Annotated in this window: 25 protein-coding genes and 3 pseudogenes; 22 read left to right on the plus strand and 6 right to left on the minus strand. The window is 42.6% G+C overall.

Annotated features, from left to right (window positions below):
• Positions 1-48: 48 nt before the first annotated feature.
• Both ATY38_RS10925 and ATY38_RS10930 read left to right on the plus strand, forming a co-directional pair.
• Positions 49-537 (plus strand): annotated as a pseudogene (locus ATY38_RS10925) (transposase); the annotation flags it as partial.
• Positions 538-553: 16 nt separating this feature from the next.
• Positions 554-748, plus strand: a pseudogene (locus ATY38_RS10930) (IS3 family transposase); the annotation flags it as partial.
• A 17-nt stretch (positions 749-765) separates the two neighbouring features.
• Here ATY38_RS10930 and ATY38_RS10935 read toward each other — a convergent pair.
• Positions 766-1,932, minus strand: a complete 1,167-nt coding sequence (locus ATY38_RS10935) for an IS4 family transposase (protein WP_062558265.1) — start codon at positions 1,930-1,932, stop codon at positions 766-768.
• A gap of 125 nt (positions 1,933-2,057) precedes the next feature.
• On the opposite strand from ATY38_RS10935, the pseudogene ATY38_RS16955 reads away from it, so the two are divergent.
• Positions 2,058-2,180 (plus strand): annotated as a pseudogene (locus tag ATY38_RS16955) (IS3 family transposase); the annotation flags it as partial.
• Positions 2,181-2,484: 304 nt separating this feature from the next.
• Here ATY38_RS16955 and ATY38_RS10940 read toward each other — a convergent pair.
• Positions 2,485-3,540 (minus strand): IS110 family RNA-guided transposase, encoded by a 1,056-nt coding sequence (locus ATY38_RS10940; protein ID WP_062558878.1) that lies wholly within the window; start codon positions 3,538-3,540, stop codon positions 2,485-2,487.
• 427 nt (positions 3,541-3,967) lie between these two features.
• On the opposite strand from ATY38_RS10940, the gene ATY38_RS10945 reads away from it, so the two are divergent.
• Positions 3,968-4,483: a hypothetical protein gene (locus tag ATY38_RS10945; RefSeq protein ID WP_062559330.1), complete on the plus strand. Its 516-nt coding sequence runs from the start codon at positions 3,968-3,970 to the stop codon at positions 4,481-4,483.
• 168 nt (positions 4,484-4,651) lie between these two features.
• On the opposite strand, the gene ATY38_RS10950 is transcribed toward ATY38_RS10945, so the two are convergent.
• Positions 4,652-4,975, minus strand: coding sequence for a BON domain-containing protein (locus ATY38_RS10950; RefSeq protein WP_062559331.1), 324 nt, complete (start codon positions 4,973-4,975; stop codon positions 4,652-4,654).
• A 245-nt stretch (positions 4,976-5,220) separates the two neighbouring features.
• Positions 5,221-5,586, minus strand: coding sequence for a hypothetical protein (locus ATY38_RS16600; RefSeq protein ID WP_062559332.1), 366 nt, complete (start codon positions 5,584-5,586; stop codon positions 5,221-5,223).
• Between ATY38_RS16600 and ATY38_RS10960 the strand changes: the two genes are divergently transcribed.
• From ATY38_RS10960 to ATY38_RS10975, 5 genes are all read left to right on the plus strand, one after another.
• Complete coding sequence (locus ATY38_RS10960) at positions 5,585-5,920, plus strand: hypothetical protein (RefSeq protein WP_062559333.1); 336 nt, start codon at positions 5,585-5,587, stop codon at positions 5,918-5,920. The genes ATY38_RS16600 and ATY38_RS10960 overlap by 2 nt on opposite strands.
• Before the next feature lie 67 nt (positions 5,921-5,987).
• Positions 5,988-6,218: a hypothetical protein gene (locus tag ATY38_RS16605; protein ID WP_235590261.1), complete on the plus strand. Its 231-nt coding sequence runs from the start codon at positions 5,988-5,990 to the stop codon at positions 6,216-6,218.
• Between the two features lie 157 nt (positions 6,219-6,375).
• On the plus strand, positions 6,376-6,501 hold the full coding sequence (locus ATY38_RS15550) for a DUF2523 family protein (RefSeq protein ID WP_235590262.1): 126 nt from the start codon (positions 6,376-6,378) through the stop codon (positions 6,499-6,501).
• The gene (locus ATY38_RS10970; protein ID WP_062559335.1) at positions 6,486-7,151 is read left to right on the plus strand and encodes a zonular occludens toxin domain-containing protein; all 666 of its coding nucleotides are present in this window, start codon (positions 6,486-6,488) and stop codon (positions 7,149-7,151) included. The genes ATY38_RS15550 and ATY38_RS10970 overlap by 16 nt, the downstream gene beginning before the upstream one ends.
• A gap of 299 nt (positions 7,152-7,450) precedes the next feature.
• On the plus strand, positions 7,451-7,813 hold the full coding sequence (locus ATY38_RS10975) for a hypothetical protein (protein ID WP_062559336.1): 363 nt from the start codon (positions 7,451-7,453) through the stop codon (positions 7,811-7,813).
• A gap of 346 nt (positions 7,814-8,159) precedes the next feature.
• Here ATY38_RS10975 and ATY38_RS10980 read toward each other — a convergent pair whose 3' ends face one another.
• Both ATY38_RS10980 and ATY38_RS10990 read right to left on the minus strand, forming a co-directional pair.
• Positions 8,160-8,942: a tetratricopeptide repeat protein gene (locus ATY38_RS10980; RefSeq protein WP_062559337.1), complete on the minus strand. Its 783-nt coding sequence runs from the start codon at positions 8,940-8,942 to the stop codon at positions 8,160-8,162.
• 378 nt (positions 8,943-9,320) lie between these two features.
• Positions 9,321-9,692: a hypothetical protein gene (locus ATY38_RS10990; RefSeq protein ID WP_062559339.1), complete on the minus strand. Its 372-nt coding sequence runs from the start codon at positions 9,690-9,692 to the stop codon at positions 9,321-9,323.
• A gap of 458 nt (positions 9,693-10,150) precedes the next feature.
• Here ATY38_RS10990 and ATY38_RS16610 point away from each other — a divergent pair, with 458 nt between their 5' ends.
• The 13 genes from ATY38_RS16610 to ATY38_RS11050 all read left to right on the plus strand — a co-directional run bounded on the left by ATY38_RS16610 (position 10,151) and on the right by ATY38_RS11050 (position 19,893).
• Entirely contained in the window at positions 10,151-10,762 is a 612-nt protein-coding gene (locus tag ATY38_RS16610; protein WP_235590264.1) for a phage/plasmid replication domain-containing protein, read from the plus strand.
• Between the two features lie 127 nt (positions 10,763-10,889).
• Complete coding sequence (locus tag ATY38_RS16615) at positions 10,890-11,162, plus strand: phage/plasmid replication domain-containing protein (protein WP_235590266.1); 273 nt, start codon at positions 10,890-10,892, stop codon at positions 11,160-11,162.
• A 75-nt stretch (positions 11,163-11,237) separates the two neighbouring features.
• A complete protein-coding gene (locus tag ATY38_RS11000; protein ID WP_062559340.1) occupies positions 11,238-11,534 on the plus strand; it encodes a hypothetical protein in 297 nt (98 codons plus the stop codon).
• 76 nt (positions 11,535-11,610) lie between these two features.
• Complete coding sequence (locus ATY38_RS11005; protein WP_062559341.1) at positions 11,611-11,973, plus strand: major capsid protein; 363 nt, start codon at positions 11,611-11,613, stop codon at positions 11,971-11,973.
• Between the two features lie 53 nt (positions 11,974-12,026).
• Positions 12,027-12,341: a hypothetical protein gene (locus tag ATY38_RS11010; RefSeq protein WP_062559342.1), complete on the plus strand. Its 315-nt coding sequence runs from the start codon at positions 12,027-12,029 to the stop codon at positions 12,339-12,341.
• 52 nt (positions 12,342-12,393) lie between these two features.
• A complete protein-coding gene (locus tag ATY38_RS11015) occupies positions 12,394-13,713 on the plus strand; it encodes a virulence factor TspB C-terminal domain-related protein (RefSeq protein WP_062559343.1) in 1,320 nt (439 codons plus the stop codon).
• Entirely contained in the window at positions 13,713-14,006 is a 294-nt protein-coding gene (locus ATY38_RS11020; protein ID WP_062559344.1) for a DUF2523 domain-containing protein, read from the plus strand. Before ATY38_RS11015 ends, ATY38_RS11020 begins: the two co-directional genes overlap by 1 nt.
• Positions 14,003-14,977 carry a zonular occludens toxin domain-containing protein gene (locus ATY38_RS11025; protein WP_062559345.1) on the plus strand — a complete coding sequence of 325 codons (975 nt, stop codon included), beginning with the start codon at positions 14,003-14,005 and terminating at the stop codon, positions 14,975-14,977. The genes ATY38_RS11020 and ATY38_RS11025 overlap by 4 nt, the downstream gene beginning before the upstream one ends.
• Positions 14,978-15,047: 70 nt before the next feature.
• Positions 15,048-15,263 (plus strand): class I SAM-dependent methyltransferase, encoded by a 216-nt coding sequence (locus tag ATY38_RS11030; protein WP_062559346.1) that lies wholly within the window; start codon positions 15,048-15,050, stop codon positions 15,261-15,263.
• 388 nt (positions 15,264-15,651) lie between these two features.
• Entirely contained in the window at positions 15,652-17,058 is a 1,407-nt protein-coding gene (locus ATY38_RS11035) for a hypothetical protein (protein ID WP_062559347.1), read from the plus strand.
• A gap of 429 nt (positions 17,059-17,487) precedes the next feature.
• Positions 17,488-17,775, plus strand: coding sequence for a hypothetical protein (locus ATY38_RS11040; RefSeq protein ID WP_062559348.1), 288 nt, complete (start codon positions 17,488-17,490; stop codon positions 17,773-17,775).
• 218 nt (positions 17,776-17,993) lie between these two features.
• On the plus strand, positions 17,994-19,070 hold the full coding sequence (locus tag ATY38_RS11045) for an IS5 family transposase (RefSeq protein ID WP_062559349.1): 1,077 nt from the start codon (positions 17,994-17,996) through the stop codon (positions 19,068-19,070).
• Positions 19,071-19,134: 64 nt separating this feature from the next.
• Entirely contained in the window at positions 19,135-19,893 is a 759-nt protein-coding gene (locus tag ATY38_RS11050; RefSeq protein WP_418006913.1) for an IS30 family transposase, read from the plus strand.
• Positions 19,894-19,909 lie beyond the last annotated feature (16 nt).

Here is a 19,909-nt window from a genome sequence, read left to right on the forward strand (position 1 = left end):
ATGTGTCATTCCTCGGATCTAAATGGGTATCGCGATATATCAACTGCATACAAAATTGCATTGAAATCGCTTGCACGACGATATTTGGAGTTACATGACGAAATTGCAGATTTGGATGTGATGATTTCCGTCATTGTTGATGAATTAGCCCCCGAACTGATTACAGGCAAAGCCATTGGATATGAATCTGCGGCACAGCTACTCATTACCATAGGAGACAATCCGGAACGCTTAAAGTCTGAAGCTAGCTTTGCGGCGTTGTGTGGTGTCAATCCAATTCCTGCCTCATCAGGCAAGGTCAATAGGCACAGGTTAAATCGTGGGGGTGATAGAGCGGCTAACAGCGCGCTGCATATTATTGCTATAGGACGATTGCGGATAGACGCCAGAACTAAAGAGTATGTTGAAAAGCGTTTAACTCAGGGTCACACTAAACTTGAAGCACTTCGTTGCCTTAAACGTTATATCGCAAGAGAGGTATATTACACTTTGAGAAAGAGAAATAATTTAATCAATAGCGCACAAATTGCAGCTTGACATTTAGAAGGGCATCCGCGGCAGCCAATACTGTGCACATGATTACCAGAATGTATTGCAACAATTTGGCATGATTGCTTCCATGAGTCGTAAGGGTGATTGCTATGATAATGCACCGATGGAAAGCTTCTGGGGGATACTTAAAACCGAGCTGGTGCATCATAGAAGATTCAAAACACGGCAACAAGCCATCCAGGAGATTACCGAATATCAGTAGTGTCCGGCAATTTAGTTGAATAGATTCAGTTGGTTGTTGTTATGGTGAGTGATCATTTGCATCTCAGTATTTTTAAGTAATTGATCTAGGTTAGTTTTCTCGAAAAGAGTTAGGCTCAGGATTTGTAGGATTGTGTAAAGTGAAGTCTCGGTATTGAGTCGCTTTTTTACGATGGCAACCAAGACATAAACCGAGATGGCAATCCATATCTGTGTCTTGACTGCGTTTTCAGTGGTTCCGTAGAATTGCTTGATACGAAGATGTTGTTTGATCCACTTGAAGAATAGTTCGATCTGCCAGCGACAACGATAAAGCTGAGCGATGGTCAGTGCAGGTAAATCGAAGTTGTTGGTTAGAAATACCAGATGCTTGTCGTGTTCGGCATCATAGAACTTAATACGTCGTAGGTGCTGCGGGTAATCCTTGCTGGCCTTCGTAGCGGTCAATGCAATGGTCTGATCGCATCGCAGTCCCGTGGATTTGTCCACTGAGTGAGAGTAGACACGGCGAAAAAGGAGACTGGATTTAGCGCGCGTTACAAAAAATGCTTGTGCTTGATGCATAGTGAACCAGCGAGCAAAGTCGGTAAAGCCCCGATCCATGATGTAAAAGCTGCCAGCTTCGGGGATCAGGAAATCGAGCACATTGACTTCGTGCATCTTGCCGTCGCTGATATGGATGAACGTTGGAATGTTGCCGCGTAGATCAAGCAGTGTATGCATCTTGACGGCAGCTTTGGTCTGACGAAAGCGCGCCCATGGAAAGACGCTCAAACACAGATCGATGGTCGTGGTATCGAGTGCATAGACTGTCTGTTCCAACTCCACCGCTAAGCTATCGCTGGAGTAAAGCTTTCTGGCGATCTGGATCAAGCTCATCGCGAAATCCATGTAGATGCGACAATCGCGCTGCTCGTTGGCATCGGCCAACGTACTCTTGGCGATGTTGCCTCGTATGCCCAAGTGATAAAGCTTAGCTTGGTGAGCGCGCAGACAGGTTTCGATGTTGCGCAGACTCTCGCGGTAAGTCAGCTGCGCGAAAGCCATGCAAAGAAATTGATCGAGATGCGAAAGAGTCTTGGTGGGATATTTGGAAGGGTAACGCTGTACACAGCGGCGGAATGTGTGAAGGGGCAAGTAATCCATGAGTTGTGCGAATACCAATTTGCCTGAATGCATGATAAGAAGCCACGTAGGGAAATCTCCAGTTTCGCAAAAAATTCACTTTCAAATCGGTGACACCCCCAAACATACCATTTCATTCTACAGATCAATCTGTTATACAATCATCTTGGGTAAATTGCCGGACACTACTGACCGAATATATAGAAATATTCTATAACCGGCAGAGAAAACAGAAAAAGCTGGATTATTTTTCACCAGCACAATTTACGCAGCAATACTATGCAAATTTGCTTGTTGCTTAAACCGATGGACTCCATTTTTGACAGCACATACATGGACGCCCACTTTCTGTCAAGCTTTCAGTCAATGATTTTGAGCAGGTAAAGATTGCTGCCATACATCCGGACTTTGTATGAGGCGCATTGCCCCTGCCCCTGATGGAATTTGCTGAGTAGCGCCTTATCACCTCAGCGTGCTCTATGCACTGTGTGCTGTTTAGGTTTAGCTACTCACGGTCTGACCAGTTTCGCCATCATTGTCATGATTGCCCGTGCAATCGGTTGAAATTTTTCTCCTTAAATCTGCTGCAGTGCTATCAATAAATTTCTATGCAACACCATAATCATGCTCGGCAGCAACTGATGTCGTAGCGCGATTATGGTGGAATGTTGTGCCTTGGGCGAGCAACGCCCAGATAATACGAGCATTTTTATTCGCTAGTGCAACAGCAGCGATATTCTTGTTGCGTCGAGCTATCAGTTTACGCAACCAGCTTTCTGGTTCTTCCTTATTTTCAGCAAAACGGATGACTGCTCTTGCTCCGTGAATCAGCAAAGTGCGCAGATAAGTGTCGCCACGTTTACTGATGCCGAGTAATATCTGCTTGCCACCACTGGAGCACTGTTTTGGCACCAATCCAAACCATGCCGAAAGTTGCTTGCCGTTCTTGAACTCTGTGGCATTTCCAACTGTTGCAACAATGGCGCTCGCCGTAATCGGGCCAATACCGGGAATAGCTTCCAATCTTTGACTGGCTTCGTTCTCCTTGTGCCACAGCTTGATCTGCAATTCCAACTCTTCTATTTGTCGACTTAGTTGTTTGAGATGATCATTCAACTGTTTCAGTAAATGACGCATTGATCCTGGTAAATCGTTTCCAGCATCTTCCAGAATATCCGGCACCCGATTGATAATCGAACGGATCCCTTGTGGGATAACAATACCAAATTCAGAAAGCAGGCCGCGTATCTGATTTGCCTGTGCGGTTCTGGCTTTGACGAAACCTTGCCTGGCACGATGCACTGACAAAATGGCTTGTTGCTCAATATTCTTGATCGATACAAAACGCATGTTGGGTCGGCTTACCGCTTCGCAGATCGCTTCCGCATCTGCCATATCATGCTTGTTGGTCTTGACGTAGGGTTTGACAAATTGGGGTGACATGAGCTTGACGGTGTGCCCAAATTCGCACAGCTTTCTCGCCCAATGGTGTGAACTACCGCAGGCTTCCATCCCAATCAGGCAAGGCTCCAGATTGGCAAAAAACTTTGACATCTCGCTACGGCGCAACTGCTTGCGCAGCAACGCCTTACCATACATATCCACGCCATGAATCTGAAATACTTCTTTTGCCAAATCAATGCCTATCGTTGTAATCTTCATGTCGGACGCTCCTCTCTTATTTAGTGGGCTTTATTGCACTACTACTTTGGCACTTCGATGCCGTTTAGGGTAGTGGGCGTCCATTCCATTACCTCATACTTGACCATGTCACTTTTTGTGCGGTTCATGTCGTCGCCTTTTTCGCCAGCAAATTGCAGGCAATAAAGGAAGTCAAAATTCAGCCGAAGTAAGCAAAGATGCAGTCGTGCCGGTATCTGTAACCATCATTCATGAAGCCATCAGGAAATCGTATTTCGATGCGATTTGAAAATGTTAAATGGTCACAAGTAGCAACCTGTGTTTAAGCAAAGCAAACTGCGTTTGCTACGGCCACAAAGCGCAACGCTTGAATGTTGTTCCAGCTACCTGAATAGATGCTATTAATTGTTGTTGAATTGTTACTAACAAGCTTTAAGGATAAATAGAAATGAAATTGATAAATTCTGAATCCGTTGAACGAACTGATGAACTTGTTGGTATGGTTTGTTATTCCATGTTTAATCATCTGCAACGTTTGGCAAATTTGTATACGCCTGAATTTGATTTTGAAGCGGCTATAAAAATTCAGGAAAATCCATTCCAACTCCAGGCAGCAGCGTTTTTTCAAAATTTACGCCTTGCCGCTCTGGAGAACAATTTTTGTACTTTGCTTTTGTATTGTTATTATGAGTCCCATGATTTTTATCAATTCAAGCGGTTAACACCATATCTGACATCAAGGAATCACCTGCTTTGTAATAAGATACTTAATCCCTATCATGGTATTGAGGATGAAATCGTTCTGGATTTTTTTACTCGATTTGTTATTAAATTCAATAGAAATTTAAATTTTGAGCACTTCATTAAAGCCAAAGTAAATGTGGTTATGCGCACGTTTAAAATTCATGAAGAGCAGATCACGTGCCTGTTCCCACAACGTCAGCCTTTAGCAACGCTTCATTAACCCGCATCAAGCCCAACGGTTGCGCCGCCGACCGGCGCTTAGAGCATGCCGCTAAAAGCGGCATGCTCTACGATTCCTGACTCAATTTACTTTTAATCTGAAAATACCCTTTTTGCCGAACGGGCTTATTAGATTGTAGATGAATCAACAACAATTCATCTAATCAACTTAGTTGAATAGATTAGGATCAATTATTAATTTATTTATAACTTTCTTGACACCTTCAACTGAATGCGCAATATTGTGCACTTTTTCTTCTTCGGCTTTTGATTTCACCGCCCCAGTAAGTACAACAATTCCGTTGTTATCTGTGTCAACTTTAATATGTAAAGAATCAATATCCTTTGCGACAAGTATTTTAGATTTTATTTGAGTAGTAATAGCCGAATCTTTAACAAACTCGCCAACACTCGAATTTTCCGCAGAAACTACTGCAGGAACAAAGAATATGCTTATTAAAAGCATACCAGTAATTAATTTTAAATTTTTCATACTACTTACCTCAGATAATTAAAATTAAAATATATAGTGAGTGTCAACCACTGTCTGTGCGCTTTCCAACTCAAGACATCTGCGTTTTTGTTAACAGAGCTTAAGAACCGCGGTATCAACCAGTGCAAAACTGGCTTACGACAAGCGCCAACGGCAACTGTCAAGCACGGTTGGCACGGAGATCACAGCTACCAATATGACAACCCCGGGCAGCTTAAAAAATCATTTCTCCGGATAGCAGCTTCCTAAATTACACCTACGATGCCGCACACCGATTGACCGGTATTGCTGATAATCTCGGTAACCGCGTGCAGTATATGCTGGACAATATGGGCAATCGTACCCACGAGCAACGGTTTGATCCGCTTAATAATGTGACGAAAACCCAGCAACGGGAATATGATGCGCAAGGTAACCTGAAACAAATCACCGATCCGTTGCTGCATACCACCGTTTATCAATTTGATGTACGCAACCGTCTGAAGCAAATCACCGATGCGGCCAGTGGCATAGCCGGTTAAACGCTGGATGTGCTGGATCAAATTACTCAAGCATCCGATCCGCGCGATATCGATACCGGGATACACTACCAATGGTTTTGGCGACGTCATGCAGGAAATATCTGCCGATCGCGGCACCATTGACTCCACTTACGATAGCGCCAGAAATCTCAAGACGGTGATTGATGCACGCGGCGGCAAACGTACTGCTGTTTCATTGATTTGTGAATTATTGTCTATCTGCAATGATGCCGGGCAATGGATGTTTTGCACATCAGAAGCAGATCAAGTAGAAAGTCTAGTCGGTGGCAGGGTTGGCAATTATGAACTGCGCCACTCGCTTGAGCTTTTGATGTTGATCTACAGGGGTTGTGCAAATCAAGTATGGGGCACTTCTTTCGACACTGGCGGCGTTTCCTATTCAATAATCAGTGATCGCAGATAAATGCAGAAGTACGCCTTCTAAACAAAACCACAGGCGCGGATATGGGAGAGGGCAAACTCAGAAAAAATTGAGAAGTAACTTCTCACCTCAGCCAATAGTACCGGTGACAGCAGAAAACTGGGATTCCAAAGCATCACAGCTCAATGATGATCGCTTTGTTCCTGAACTCATCAATAAAGGTGAAAGTGTGCCTTCCGGAGTATCAACGCCGACACTCGATCAAAAGAAAGGGCTTGGCTTCGAATCAAAACCCACCAGAGATTCAAGCGAGGGCGCGAAGACCCAACCACGGAAATAGAAGCCGTTGACGCGGGTACCACCGATAATCCGGGGCGCGTCCTTATCAAGGAAACACAAACGACGATTAAGTACGACATACACAACAATCAAATCAGCAGCACCACCAGCTACACTCGCAAGCGCAAGGATACTTCAGCGCTATACCTTACTTTGCTTTGCAAACCTTAAACCTGGCAGGATTCGGGCAGGGCTTGGGCATCATCATGGGCGCAATTACATTTCGCATGACCTTCGTACTGCTGCCTAAACTGGGAGTGATACCGAAATGGTCATCATACTGACGGCAACGCCTGGCTGCGGAAAAACTAATCACGCCGTATGGAGCCACATTAAACCGGCGGTGGAAAATGAACGAATAGTTTACGTTTGCGGCATTCCGGATTTAAAGCTGATGCACATCAAATTATTAATTGCCAAGCTTAACACCTGGGCGGAACGCACACCCATAGACCCCATTGATCCCGAAGGTAAGCAAAAGCTCAACAATATAACCGAAGGCAGTCTCATTGTAGTGGATGAAGCCGCTTATCCGTGGCCGGCCATCGATCTGAAAGATCCTCCAGAGTACATCAAGTATCTTTCCCAGCATAGAAAGCACGGGCTTGATTTCCTGGTAATCACGCAATCGCCCAAGTTCGTGCATCCGTTCGTACTGGAAAACGCAGATAGGCATATTCACCTGAGCCAGGAATGGTCAGGTAATAAGCAATATGAATGGTCGGAATACTGCGAACCCGAAACTGAAAACCAACCGGGCCAATGCAGTCAAGAAGCCGTACAAACTGGAAAAGAAAGCGTTCGAATTGTATTACTCAGCCAGCCTGCATGTAGAAAAACCGAAACGCGCGATTCCCAAAATGGTTTATGCGGCAATTTTCCTATTATTCGCAGCTCCGGCAATGGCCATGATCACTTATGGGCGCATTACTGACCGGTTAGCCGATCCGAATTGCAGAAAATAAAGAAACTGAAAAATTAGCCGAAGTAATCGAAACACAAAATGATGCAGTCGTGCCGGTATCTGCAACCCTCACCAATCAACCCATCAGAGAATCACTTTCCATGTTATCTGAAAATGTTGACTGGTCACAGTTGCCGCTTGTGTTTCAAGCAAAGCTAACTGCGTTTGCTACGGTCATAAAGCGCAACGCTTGAATATTGTTCCGGATACCTGCAATGCTGCCATTAATTATGGTTGGATTGTGACTAACAAGATTTAGAGGAAAACAAATGAAAACAGTAAATTATGAATATGGCATTTACAGTTTGAACCTAAGCCAATCCGAAATTATTATGCTCGCATCAGGCTATGTTCCTTACGTTGCTTTTGAAACTGATCCGGAAATTCCTGATGATGAAACACTCTGGATTTACTATGATCCGAAAGAAAATGACATCATTCCACATATTTATCCTTTCCCGTGCCGAATTATTTCTTATGTGAGCTTTCCGCATCAGACCATTCTCACGCTTAAGCCAGATGAATTTAATGCTGAGCTTATGGAAATGATAGAGGAATTTAAAACGAAAATGGAAAGGGCGGGTGAATGCGTGCATTCTAATGCATCACTGCCGCAGTACGCTTTAACGTAAATTACTTTTTTCCGCTATATGAAAGCTATTGATTTTATTTTTTATAAATTACTTCTGCCAACTTATATTTTATTTATTGTATTTCTGAGAAGTAATAATTTTATTTCGCCCAAACGCTTTCAGTGTTTACTATTCGATATACCCGAAAGAATGACAAAACGCCTTTAAACCCCGACTAGTAGCAAATCTTGAAAGGGGGGCCTCGAGGTTTTGCCAAAGGCAAAACGTAGGGGTTCTCAAGTTTGCGTAAACGGGTCTATTAACGGAACATTTTTTGCCGTGCCATACAAATTCATCTTCTGTTACCCTGATGACTTAAAATACTATGGTAATTTCAGTGACAATATTATTGGCTTATATTTGTCGAATTACGGGGTAGGTTATTATTTACTTTCCACTCTTCCAAATAATCATATAATGCACGGAATTCATTAGGCTTATTTTCTCTAAGCTTGTAAAGCAGTGGATCAAGTAGCATCTTTTGATCTGCATACCAATGACCATTGTCAATAGCTCTTAATATTAATTTTAAACCATCCTCATAATTCTCTAAAGATATCTTTACTAGTCCTAAATTAAAGCGAAAAATTGAATTTTCTGGAAAGCGCTCTACTAAATCGGCAAAAATATTTTCAGCATTCTTCATATTGCTTGGTATACGAGAATTCATTAATGCCAATGCTTTTAAATTGAGTACATCTACAAAGTCTGGTCGATTAGCCAATAAAATATCAGACAAATCAATTGCTTGTTGAATTCTGCTAAATCTAATTAATAAATGCGTGATATTTCTTAGTAGTTGCTCATTCCAATTATTGTTTGAAACTTCTTTAGTATACTGTAGAGCAAAATTACCTAATTTTTCGATTTGATTCATACTCATTAAATCTTTTAATGACTCCACAGGAGTATTCGTCGATAAAAGATCGATTAATGTTTCTGAAAGTAATATGTATGATTTTATGGATTCTTTTGTATCACGAAGCTCAAAAGTTGCTCCAAGAAGTTTGAAATTACTTAATGATTGAAGCACTCGCTTAACTTCTTTGTGGAAAATTAAAAGACATACACTAAGTAAAAGTAGCCAAAAACCTGATTCTATAAGTTTTAATGTTATGATTTCTGACATATTTATCATTTCAATGTAAGGCTAAAGTCTATCATATTGCCTATGTTTCCTTGTTTTTCAATTTTAACTAAACGGTTAATATTTTTTTCTTTCTGCCGCTAGGCTGCAGATTATCTCTTTAATTTTATGTCAACTTATACAAAACTTAATAATCTGTATTGGAGAATCCGCTATATGCGTAATAAATCAGAGAAAAGGAAATTTTATAGATATGTATTTAAGGAAAAAAAACGCCTGATTGAGTTAGGCGTTGATAAAGAAGAATTACGTTTGCTTTGTAGATCGCTTAGTAACACGCTAAATTTAAACGCCGAGAGAAGGCTCTCACAATACCGAAAAGACAATTTTGTAAGTAATTGATTATTATATATATTAAATTTAGTATTTTACACAATACAAATTGTTTACGTGTCCACTGAGCAATTGTCCAGCATGAGTAGGGGTTGAAGTCATTGAACTAAACGTAAAAATAAAAGCAGCGGTCACAATAGATGCTGCTCTATTAAAGCAACTTTTGAAAATTTTTATTCTTTCCTCGTCTTTTTCTGTCACTAGGTTACTTGCAGCAATTACTTCTAGCCTATCAACTTCGATAAAATCTGCTAGTTTGATGCAAACCGCGTCCGGTAATCCTTTTTTCCCTGCTTTAACGGCTCTAAGCCCACTATCATATTGACCGAGGTATTCAGCTAATTTAACTTGAGTGCCTGCCTTTTGTTCGCCTAACTCAATATATTTTTTCATATCCATAGTATAAATGTCCTGTTGAAAGACAAAATTTTGTACGATAACGTGCCGTATAGATAAATATTTGTCGGATTAAATATTGTCTGGATAAATATTACTTCTCAATTTTCCTTAAGTCAAGCAGGGGTATTCATGAGAAACGTTAAAAATAGCTATTTCCGCGCAATCCTAGAAGTAACCAACAATGGAACACTTCCCGAATATTCCGACTTGTGGCGCTCGTACCATCCAACAGCATTAATGCTGGATAGCGATTATTGTTTATTTACTGAACCTGGACGGTTTGAGCCGACGACTTCGGAGGAGGCGATAACCGGCCAGGACTCCCAAAAAATACTTTACGTTCCAGTTACACGTAAAGTTAGTCCACGAACATGGACAAAAGCGACAAATCGGACAGGTAAAGTTAGTTCAAAAATCCGGACAATCTCCGAAAACCTGCACTAAGGAATCCTCCTAAAATGATGAATCTGATTCCTGTGTTTGTCGACTATCTGACCATCCGTCAAGTGCATGACGGCGGCAAGCTGCCAGTTATTAACGGGGGCAGAGTGCTGAGAATAGATTCCGATGGTGAGATTGAATACGCCGTGGACACTCGGCAAGGTTTGGAAGGTAGTTTTGATAGTCGGGTGGAAGTGCGTTGCGATGGTCATCAGGTCGAATTCTCCGGCAATATATCCCGCTATGGGCGACAAGATAATTTATTTGGTTTCACTTTTGCCGACAGCATCGAGCGGATCAATGATCTGCTCAAAAGTTTAGGATTGCCACCTTTTACCGCTGGCAAATTGTATAAGTTCGCTGATTCGGGCTGGACGTGGACAGGTGCCAGAGTCAGCCGGATAGACATAACCTGTAATTATGTCACCGGCTCCATGATCGACTCCGAAGCATTACTCCGCAATATGGCAGGTCACCACATTGGCCGACAAAAGGGCTCATTATCCGTCAATGGCGCTACCGTTGAATATGGACGAGGTTCCAAATACGTTTACGGCAAACTCTACTGCAAAACCACTGAACTAAAAAAACACCGCTCTAAAAAAATCAGGCCAGCATGTTACCGATGAAGTCATCGACTTCTGCCAACACTTAGGCGTAATACGAGAAGAGTTTACTCTGAAATCACGCTTTCTTCTACAAAATGGCTTGGCCTATCTAGGGGCTATCACTGATGCATTATTAATCGAGGTTTATATGAACAGAACCCAATTACAACGACTGGAAAACGTCAAATACGAAAATTTCAATGATCTGCCGCCATGGTTGCGAGCAACTTACGTGAGCTGGAAATATGGTTATCCGATTGATCTTAAACGTTCTGCTTTTTATAACCACAGAAAAGCTTTACTTGCTTACGGCATTGATATCTCCATCCCCAACAACGTGCAAACCATGCCAATCAAAGTAAAAACAATCGAACTGGCTGCGTTCACCGCGCCTGATTGGTACATCAAGAAATACGCATAAAGTTTTTTTATTACGCTCTGAACTCAATAACCGCCGGTTCAGGCAAAGCGTTAACAGGTGGTGTAAGGGGTTGTCATGTTAGAAAAAGTCAAAGTAACCGGTATCACCTTCTTTAAAGATACCATCGACGGCAAGCAAATCGATTCAGGTGCGGCATTTGTTGAAGAGCATCTGAATTTCCAAACGGGAAGGGCGAAAGGAACAGCTACGCAAAAATATCCTCTGGGCGATGCCGGTAAAGCGCAAGCGTTAATGCATCTGGAATTTCCGCTGATGTGTGAAGTTGAATTCGTGCGCGTCACCAATGGCAACGTATCCAAGAACATCATCAACTCAATTAAGCCATTGCAACAAGCCAAACCTGCCGCGTGATTCCAGCCTATACGCGCAACGAAAGGGCGCGTATGGGGTGCAATCCCGCACCGTTTAACTTTAGGAGTAATTCATTATGTTGAAAGCTTTAAAAACCAGCTGCAACAAAACAAAAGATGTCGTGATGACTATCGGTTCCAAAGTAGCCCAAAGAATCAAGCGTGAATGTCACACTTTCATGCATAAATTGAGCAAACTATCAAAAGCTTGCAATCAAGCTTCTCAAAAGGCGATTGAAGGCGAATATCTCGGCAAAGGTGGCCTGATCGTCGCTGGAAGTGCCTCTCTCACCTTCGCCGGTAATGCACTCGCAGCAGTACCGGAAGGCGTTACCACCGCCATCACATCAGCCGCCACCGATGTGGCAACCGTGGGCGCTGCCGTGATACTGGTTCATATCGGTATTAAAGTCTGGCGTTGGATTAGAAGCGCATTCTAATCTGACTCACAAGGGGGCGCTTCGCCCCCTTTAACACCTCCGGACTTCAAATTATGGGCTACAAATACCAAACGGTTTGCCATGACACGCTCTATGACTTCCATGTCGCATTTGCTCAAAGTTGCCACGCATCAGGATCAGGTCAATTGGGTGCCATCTATCTTTCCTGTACTGCTGATTCAGGTGGTTATGTAGTCATGCAATCCTATAATGCTTCAAACGGCACTCCAGGTACAGCATGGAATTACACGCCGCAAGCCATACCATGCGAAGTCTCTCTCACCAACCAAACCGGCTTCATGTGGGAACTGGCATTGATCCTGATTGCTGGCTTCTCCATTCGGGCAATCATCAAGGCATTTCAATAATGGAAATTTGGCTCTATGACTTCTTCTATCTACTCGCTTTCATGGGTGCGCTATGGCTAATTTTCACCGCTTACTAACAACAATTTTTTTCAGTTTATTTTTTTGTTCTCCGGCTTTCTCGCAATCCGCACCGGTCGGCGCCATCGACCTGGCCGGATGGATCAAAGGCGCTGACGGTGCCTATACTAAAGCATTCGGCGAATCGGCAAGAGTAACGCTCTCAAGTCCACCCGGCGGCATATCAACCACCTCAACAGCACTGATCAACACACCAAAAGGCATTCAAGCAATGGATATTGTCAAAACCGCTGCTGTGGATGTCGGCAGGGTGGGCGCATCCGTCGCAACTTTAGCCAAGCGGGTTGGACCCGTCGGCATGACATTAACCGCAGTTTCCCTGGTATGTGAATTAACAGACATTTGCAATGTTGACGGGGTTTTCAATAAATTTACTTCGTTAACTGGTGGCGATGCTATTGAAACACATGTCGGCTGGTGTGTCAGCAATGGAAGTCAAATACCTTGTTATCCTGATAAAGATTTAAGGTCTGTGGTTCAGGCCGCTAATGCCTGTTTTTCCGCCAATCCATCGAACTGCGAATATGGAGACACTGAGCCAAGATATACAGGCGGTACGCTCGTAGGTGCAAATTATCGTTTAAGATTTAAATCTGACGGATCATATACCTCTCCTATACCTGCAACATTCATGGAAACTTATACGCCGCCAGCTGCAACCTCTGCACCTGCCACAACATCGGATTGGGATTCCAAAGCAGCTTTGCTCAATGATGACCGCTTCATCCCTGAACTCATCAACAAAGGTGAAAGCGTGCCCTCCGGAGCTCCAACTCTGACACCAGACCAGAAAAAAGGACTCGGCCTCGAATCAAAACCCACCAGAGATTCAAGCGGCAATGTAACAGGGCGCGAAGACACCACCACGGAAATAGAGGCCGTTGACGCGGGTACCACAGACAATCCGGGGCGCGTCATTATCAAGGAAACACAAACGACGATTAAGTACGACATCAACAACAACCAAATCAACACCACCACCAACACCCGCTACAGCAGCCAGCCGCAACCGGACAAACCGCAGCAGAACTTTGAAATCAAGTTCGATGAAGTGCCACCGGCAGAACTGCAAACACACAATGTTCAAGCCACATTAACCGGCAATAGCTGGGGGGAGGAGGGAACCTGTCCGCCGGATATCCCTATCGACATTTCCTATTACCCGATGAATCTGGTCATTCCAACAGCGCCAGTCTGCGATACCGCAGAAAAGATCAATCCACTCGTTTTATTACTCGCATCGATTGCCGGTGTGTATATCGTCTCCGGCGTTCGCAGCACGGAGGTTAAATAATGTTCAATTTACTGATCATACCGCTCTGCGCTTTCCTGACATCGAGCATCGGCTTTCTGGCAGTTCGCGCCTTGTCGGGTCTAGGTATTGGCGTTTTGAGCTTCACCGCCATCAATGTGGCGCTCGATGCGCTGTTCTCGCAAGCGCAAGGATACTTTAGCGCTATACCTTACTTTGCTTTGCAAACCTTAAACCTTGCCGGATTTGGCCAGGGCTTGGGCATCATCATGGGCGCAATCACATTCCGCATGACTTTCGTACTGTTGCCTAAACTGGGAGTGATACCAAAATGATCATCATACTGACGGCAACGCCTGGCTGCGGAAAAACCAATCACGCCGTATGGAGCCACATTAAACCGGCGGTTGAAAATGAACGAATCGTCTATGTTTGCGGCATTCCGGATTTAAAGCTGATGCACATCAAGCTATCGATAGCCAAGCTTAACACCTGGGCAGAACGCACACCGATAGATGAAACTGAACCGGAAGGAAAGCAAAAGCTTAACAACATAACCGAAGGCAGTCTCATTGTTGTGGATGAAGCCGCTTATCCGTGGCCGGCCATCGATCTGAAAGACCCTCCGGAATACATCAAATATCTTTCCCAACATAGAAAGCACGGGCTTGATTTCCTGGTGATCACGCAATCGCCCAAGTTCGTGCATCCGTTCGTACTGGAAAACGCAGATAGGCATATTCACCTGAGCCAGGAATGGTCTGGTAATAAACAATATGAATGGTCGGAATACTGCGCTAACCCGAAACTCAAAACCAATCGTCAAAATGCAGTCAAGAAGCCGTACAAACTGGAAAAGAAAGCATTTGAATTGTATTACTCAGCCAGCCTGCATGTAGAAAAACCAAAACGAGCAATTCCTAAAATGGTTTATGCAGCAATATTCCTATTATTCGCAGTTCCGGCAATGGCAATGATCACTTATGGGCGCATTACTGACCGTCTAGCCGATCCGATGCAAGAAATTGCCTCAAATGAAGAGGAAAAAACCAACAAATCGGAGCAGGGCGACGATATGCCACCAGGAAGCGTTATTCCGGTAACTCAGCCTGTCATTGCATTGCCAAGTACAAAAGAATCGCTTTCAATGCTATCTGACGCGGTCGACTGGTCGCAGGTTGCCGCGTGCGTTTCCAGCAAATCGAATTGCATCTGTTATGGCCATCAGGCGCAACGATTGAATATTGTTCCGGATACTTGTAATGCGGCTATTAATTACGGGTGGATTGCCACAAATAAACTTTAGAGGAGGGATATTAATACCGTTATTAAGTTAATAAGATTTAAAACTAAATTATTTTTTGGGAAGGGCAATTATGAAAGCTGCGATTTTAATCCGGAGTAAACTAAATGATCAATTTGTCGCTTGTTATCCTTACTCAACTATTCCAGAAAAGGAAAGAAGTACCGTACATAACGATTTTAATTTCTGTTGGGAAATAGCTTTAAACAATAAGCTTGTGAAAGCTGGAACTGAGGAGCAACATTATTTTTCTTTTGTTGATCTGGATGATCCGAACTATAAAAATTAATCAAAAAATAAAAAGCCTTTAAACCCTGACTAGTAGCAAATCTTGAAAGGAGGCTCCGAGGCTTTGCCAAAGGCAAAATGTAGGAGTTCTCAAGTTTGCGTAAACGGGTATGTTCCTGTTTTTTGTTTTGCCAAACCACGAACCCTTTTCTTCCCTCTCCAATACCAAGCATCTCATAAATGGTTGCCGACGATTACGAAGGATATACACCCTAAAATAGGCATTCTGTTTAATCCTAAATGTAAAGATTTATCTTGACTTACTCATTCTTTAAAATAATTTAAATTACAAGATACAATTACCAAAATAATAATTAATTATGATTCGTGCCATTAGAATTAGAACTGATACTAGAAGTGGCCTCACTTGATTGGACTAATATATCTTAATGAAACCCGCTATAGCGCATGTTAGTGAATTTATTTTTAAATTGGTAAATTCTATTCCGTGGCTTTTCCCTAATTGGCTAACTGAACGTGCAAGTTATTATTCTAGCGATGAATTTAAAAAACATGAAAATGATAATAATTTAATTTTAACTGGAAGTTTTTTGGAGGGTGATTTTTCTTGGAAAGCGGTTGGAGTTGTTATTCGTATCGATCATCAAGAACTGGAATTGATTCATAAGTGGATGAAAAGAAAAACTCCTGCAGGGAGCTACGATCCGAAGAGAGATTCTGATAGTTTTTCAACTAAATACACTGACTTAGGTCGGCATCGTTCACTTGGATGGATTTCATTTGGAAATGCTAAATTTTTCCAAAACCTTGCAATAATTGAATCGATCGAAACAATATGTAAATCTTGTTATATTACATTCGATCGATTGCCGAATGGATTCACATATTTGTCTTTATATTTTTTATTATCAAGTGAGGCTACGTCACGAATCCATAATACAAATCTTCGCGATGTTGAATCATATTTTTATTTTCAATCTTTCAATCCTTTTTCTAAGCATTTTAAAGTTCTTATACTTAATAGAAGAAATCAAGTAATTAAAGAACATATAAAAGAAATATTAAATACCATTTTTAACGATGTCAGATTAGCTACAATTTCTATTCTCAATACATGGAATATTAAAAAAGATCTAGATGAAATAATTACAGTTGCTGATTTTTACCGTGATTCTGACGCGCCATATTTTAAGTCATTTGATGATCAAAAAGATCAAAATGTAGATATTATTGATTCTAGGTCAAACTTTGTATTATTTGATAGAAATGACCACTTTTACGATGCAAAAATTTGTAATGATTCTAGTGAAAGCTATTGTGAAGTTCAAAATGATGAGGATATTGATGTAGATGTTTTTTTTATAAAAAGCCAATTGAAAGAAACTTTCGACAAATGGGATGATTTTCCAAATTGTGGATTGACTATTTCGGATTCACATTTATTTTTATCTTTACTCCTGGATTGCCATAAGCAATATAAAAAAATAGCTGAAAACGCGAATTCTGCAATACTTCAATATGATGATGATCTTGAAGTTAGATATAAAGTTTTGTTTAATTCATTAATAAAGCTTGATGCTCTGGATGAGAATATTATTGCCGTGGAGAAATATATAAGTTTTGGATGTATTCGTAAATATCAAGCAAGAGTCGAGATGATAATTGAGCATCAAAAAAAGATAGTGCAAGAGCTTAGATCATCTATTGATAAACGTTGTAAAAGCGGAGCTGCTGAATTACAAATAAAAAGCATTAAATTTCATCGCTGCTACTCCCGATTATTTACAATTCTTATTTTTATACAAATATTTTTAGCAGCTTTTGCTATTCTCTAAAGTAAAAGAAGACTTTTGCTCCTTTAAGAAATCATTTATAACTACCATTGAATTGAAATACGATTACTTAAGAAATAAATTTATAAGCTTTTAAAAGTAAAAATCAAAGTGCCGAAATTACATAACCTTCTCATATAAAATTATCAGGCATGCCAGAATTCGAAAAATTATTAAAAAACTCGAAACTCTAACCAACAGCGTAAACACAACGTGCATCGAATTTACAAATCTTCTGATCGAGCTAGGATTCCAAATTGAAAACTGCGGCAGTGCAGGCCATAAGATCGCAAGACACCCAGCCGTATCTTTAATTGAGTATCCTAACTATAATTGTGGTCATAACAAAGGTGAAACTGTTAAACGTCCGTATATAAAGAAGCTATACAAATTTGTGAAACAACACGAAGAAGCGATTAAGGAGTACTTAAAATGAATTTTGATCCTGAATCATATTCCATCACGATTCGTAAAGAAGAAATTGATGATGTAATTTTATATGTGGGTAGGGTAACTGAATTTCCCAATATCAGCGTATATGAAGAAGATTTTGAAACTGCACGTAAACTAATTATTGATGCAATTCAAACCCTGAAAAAAATGGCAGATGAAACGCACACAGACTTTCCGCGACCATACTTAGAATCTCAAGTGAATTTCGTGAACGTGCATCATCGTTTGTATAAGGCAGATTCAAGTTTGAAGTGCAATTTTGAATAACGCAGGTTAGGGGGGGTGGATGCGGTAGCATCTGAGCCTTTTTGACCAGCCAGTCGAAATTGCAAAGATGAACTACACACACCTAACCCGAGAAGAACGATACCAGATATACGCCTTGAAGAAAGCGGGACATTCACAAAAAGATTCCTGCACAACCTTGCCTGGCAGTGCAATAACCAACTAAAATAGAGGGGGTTAAAAGACAGTTGGAGCAAAAGATGCAGATGAGTTTTGGAACACTGGAATTAGCAGAGCGATTGAAGCGAGAAAATGTTCTGGTGAAGATTGATGCCCTAATTGAGTGGGAGGAATTACGTCCGAAACTTACGGGTTTATACAAGCTCGAGTTATCGCATGGTGGAGGCCAAGAGCCGTTTGATGGGTTGTTGATGTTCAAAGCGATCCTGCTAGGTCAGTGGCATAGTTTATCGGACGCTGCGTTGGAGCAAGCACTGTGTGTACGCATTGATTTTCTGCAATTTTGCGGACTGTCCTTGTCGGATGCGATACCGGACGAAACCACTTTGTGCCGGTTCCGTAACCGGCTAATAACCAACGACCGGCTAGATGATCTGCTGGCCACTATTAATGAACAGCTTCAATCCCACGGATTGATGATCAAGGGTGCGACAGGAGCGGTCATTGATGCCACGCTGATTGAGTCAGCGGCACGCCCTAAAAAGACCATCACACTGGAGGTGGATGCCGAAGAAGGTAAGGTTGTTCAGTTTGAAGATGGCAGTCAACCTGGAATCAACTGTATCGAAGAACAAAGCGCGGATCCGGATGCGACCTGGCTGAAGAAAGGCAGGAAGTCGCAGTTTGGCTACCGCAGTTACCTGGTGGTGGACGCACAAGACGGCTATGTGCGCGGGGTTCACACCGCCCCTGCCAACCAGAGCGAAATGATGCATTTCGAAGCCGCTATCGATGGTGCGCATATCGAGGCGAATCGGGTGTATGCCGACAAGGGATCCGCCAGCAATGCCAATCGGCAATTTCTAAGAAAGCAAAAGATCAAGAGCGCAATCATGCATCGCGCGTACAAGAATAAACCCCTCTCGTCACGCCAGAAGCTGGCGAATCAATTGATCAGTAAAAAACGCTATATTGTCGAACAGTGTTTCGGCACAATCAAACGCTTATTCAGAATGGGACGCGCCAGCTACTTCGGTACGACGAAAGTCAACGCCCAAGTCATACTGAAAAGTATCTGCATGAATCTAAAGAAAGCAGCCAACAAAATCTTCGTAGACCAACCATTAAGGGGAGCGATCCGTCCAAATATTACATAAAAGGGGAAAAATTCACCTAAAAAAAGGAAAAAACTTCACTTTCTATTAAAGTGACGTGCAACAAGTGTCACTTGGAAAATTTTCTCTGTCGCTACAGCAAAATTCTTGCGGTTGTGCAGAGGTCTTACAAAGCGAGATCGCCACCGTCATCGACCGAAGCGTATCAACTATCAGCCGGGAGTTGGTCCGTAACTGCGGGGCGCGTGGCTATCGCCCCAAACAAGCGCATAACAAAGCAATCGAGCGGAAAGCCATCAATGCGCGGGCGATAGACGATGTAACCTGGCAGTTTGCGCAAGAGAAACTCATGCTGCAATGGAGCCCAGACCAGATCAGCAACTATGCGGGCATCAGCATTGAGACGGTGTACCAGAGGGTTTATGCCGACAAACGAAACGGCGGCATTCTTTGGAAGAATCTGCGCTGTCAGAAGCAGCGCCGGAAGCGTTATGGCAAGACAGATCGGCGCGGCATCATCCCCAACCGCCAATCCATTGAGCAACGTCCGGCTATTGTCGATGCTAGAAGTCGTATCGGCGGCTGGGAGGCAGATACCATCATCGGCAAGAACCACCGGCAGGCCATCGTCAGCCTGGTCGAGCGAAAGACGGGATACACGCTGATTCGCAAGGTGGAGCGGAAGACCACCGAGGCAGTGATAAAAGCAACCACTCGCCTGCTCAAGCCACACCGAAGACGGGTGCATACGATTACTTCCGACAACGGACTACCTGCGGAGTCAACTGATATTTACCTCAAAAATATCCCTGGCACCTGTACCGTGCCTAACAATAAATCTCGACCAAGCGCTGCTTGTACCTAAATTAAAGGGTGCTCAC

It is taken from the genome of Nitrosomonas ureae, from assembly GCF_001455205.1.
Classification (GTDB): Bacteria; Pseudomonadota; Gammaproteobacteria; order Burkholderiales; family Nitrosomonadaceae; genus Nitrosomonas; species Nitrosomonas ureae.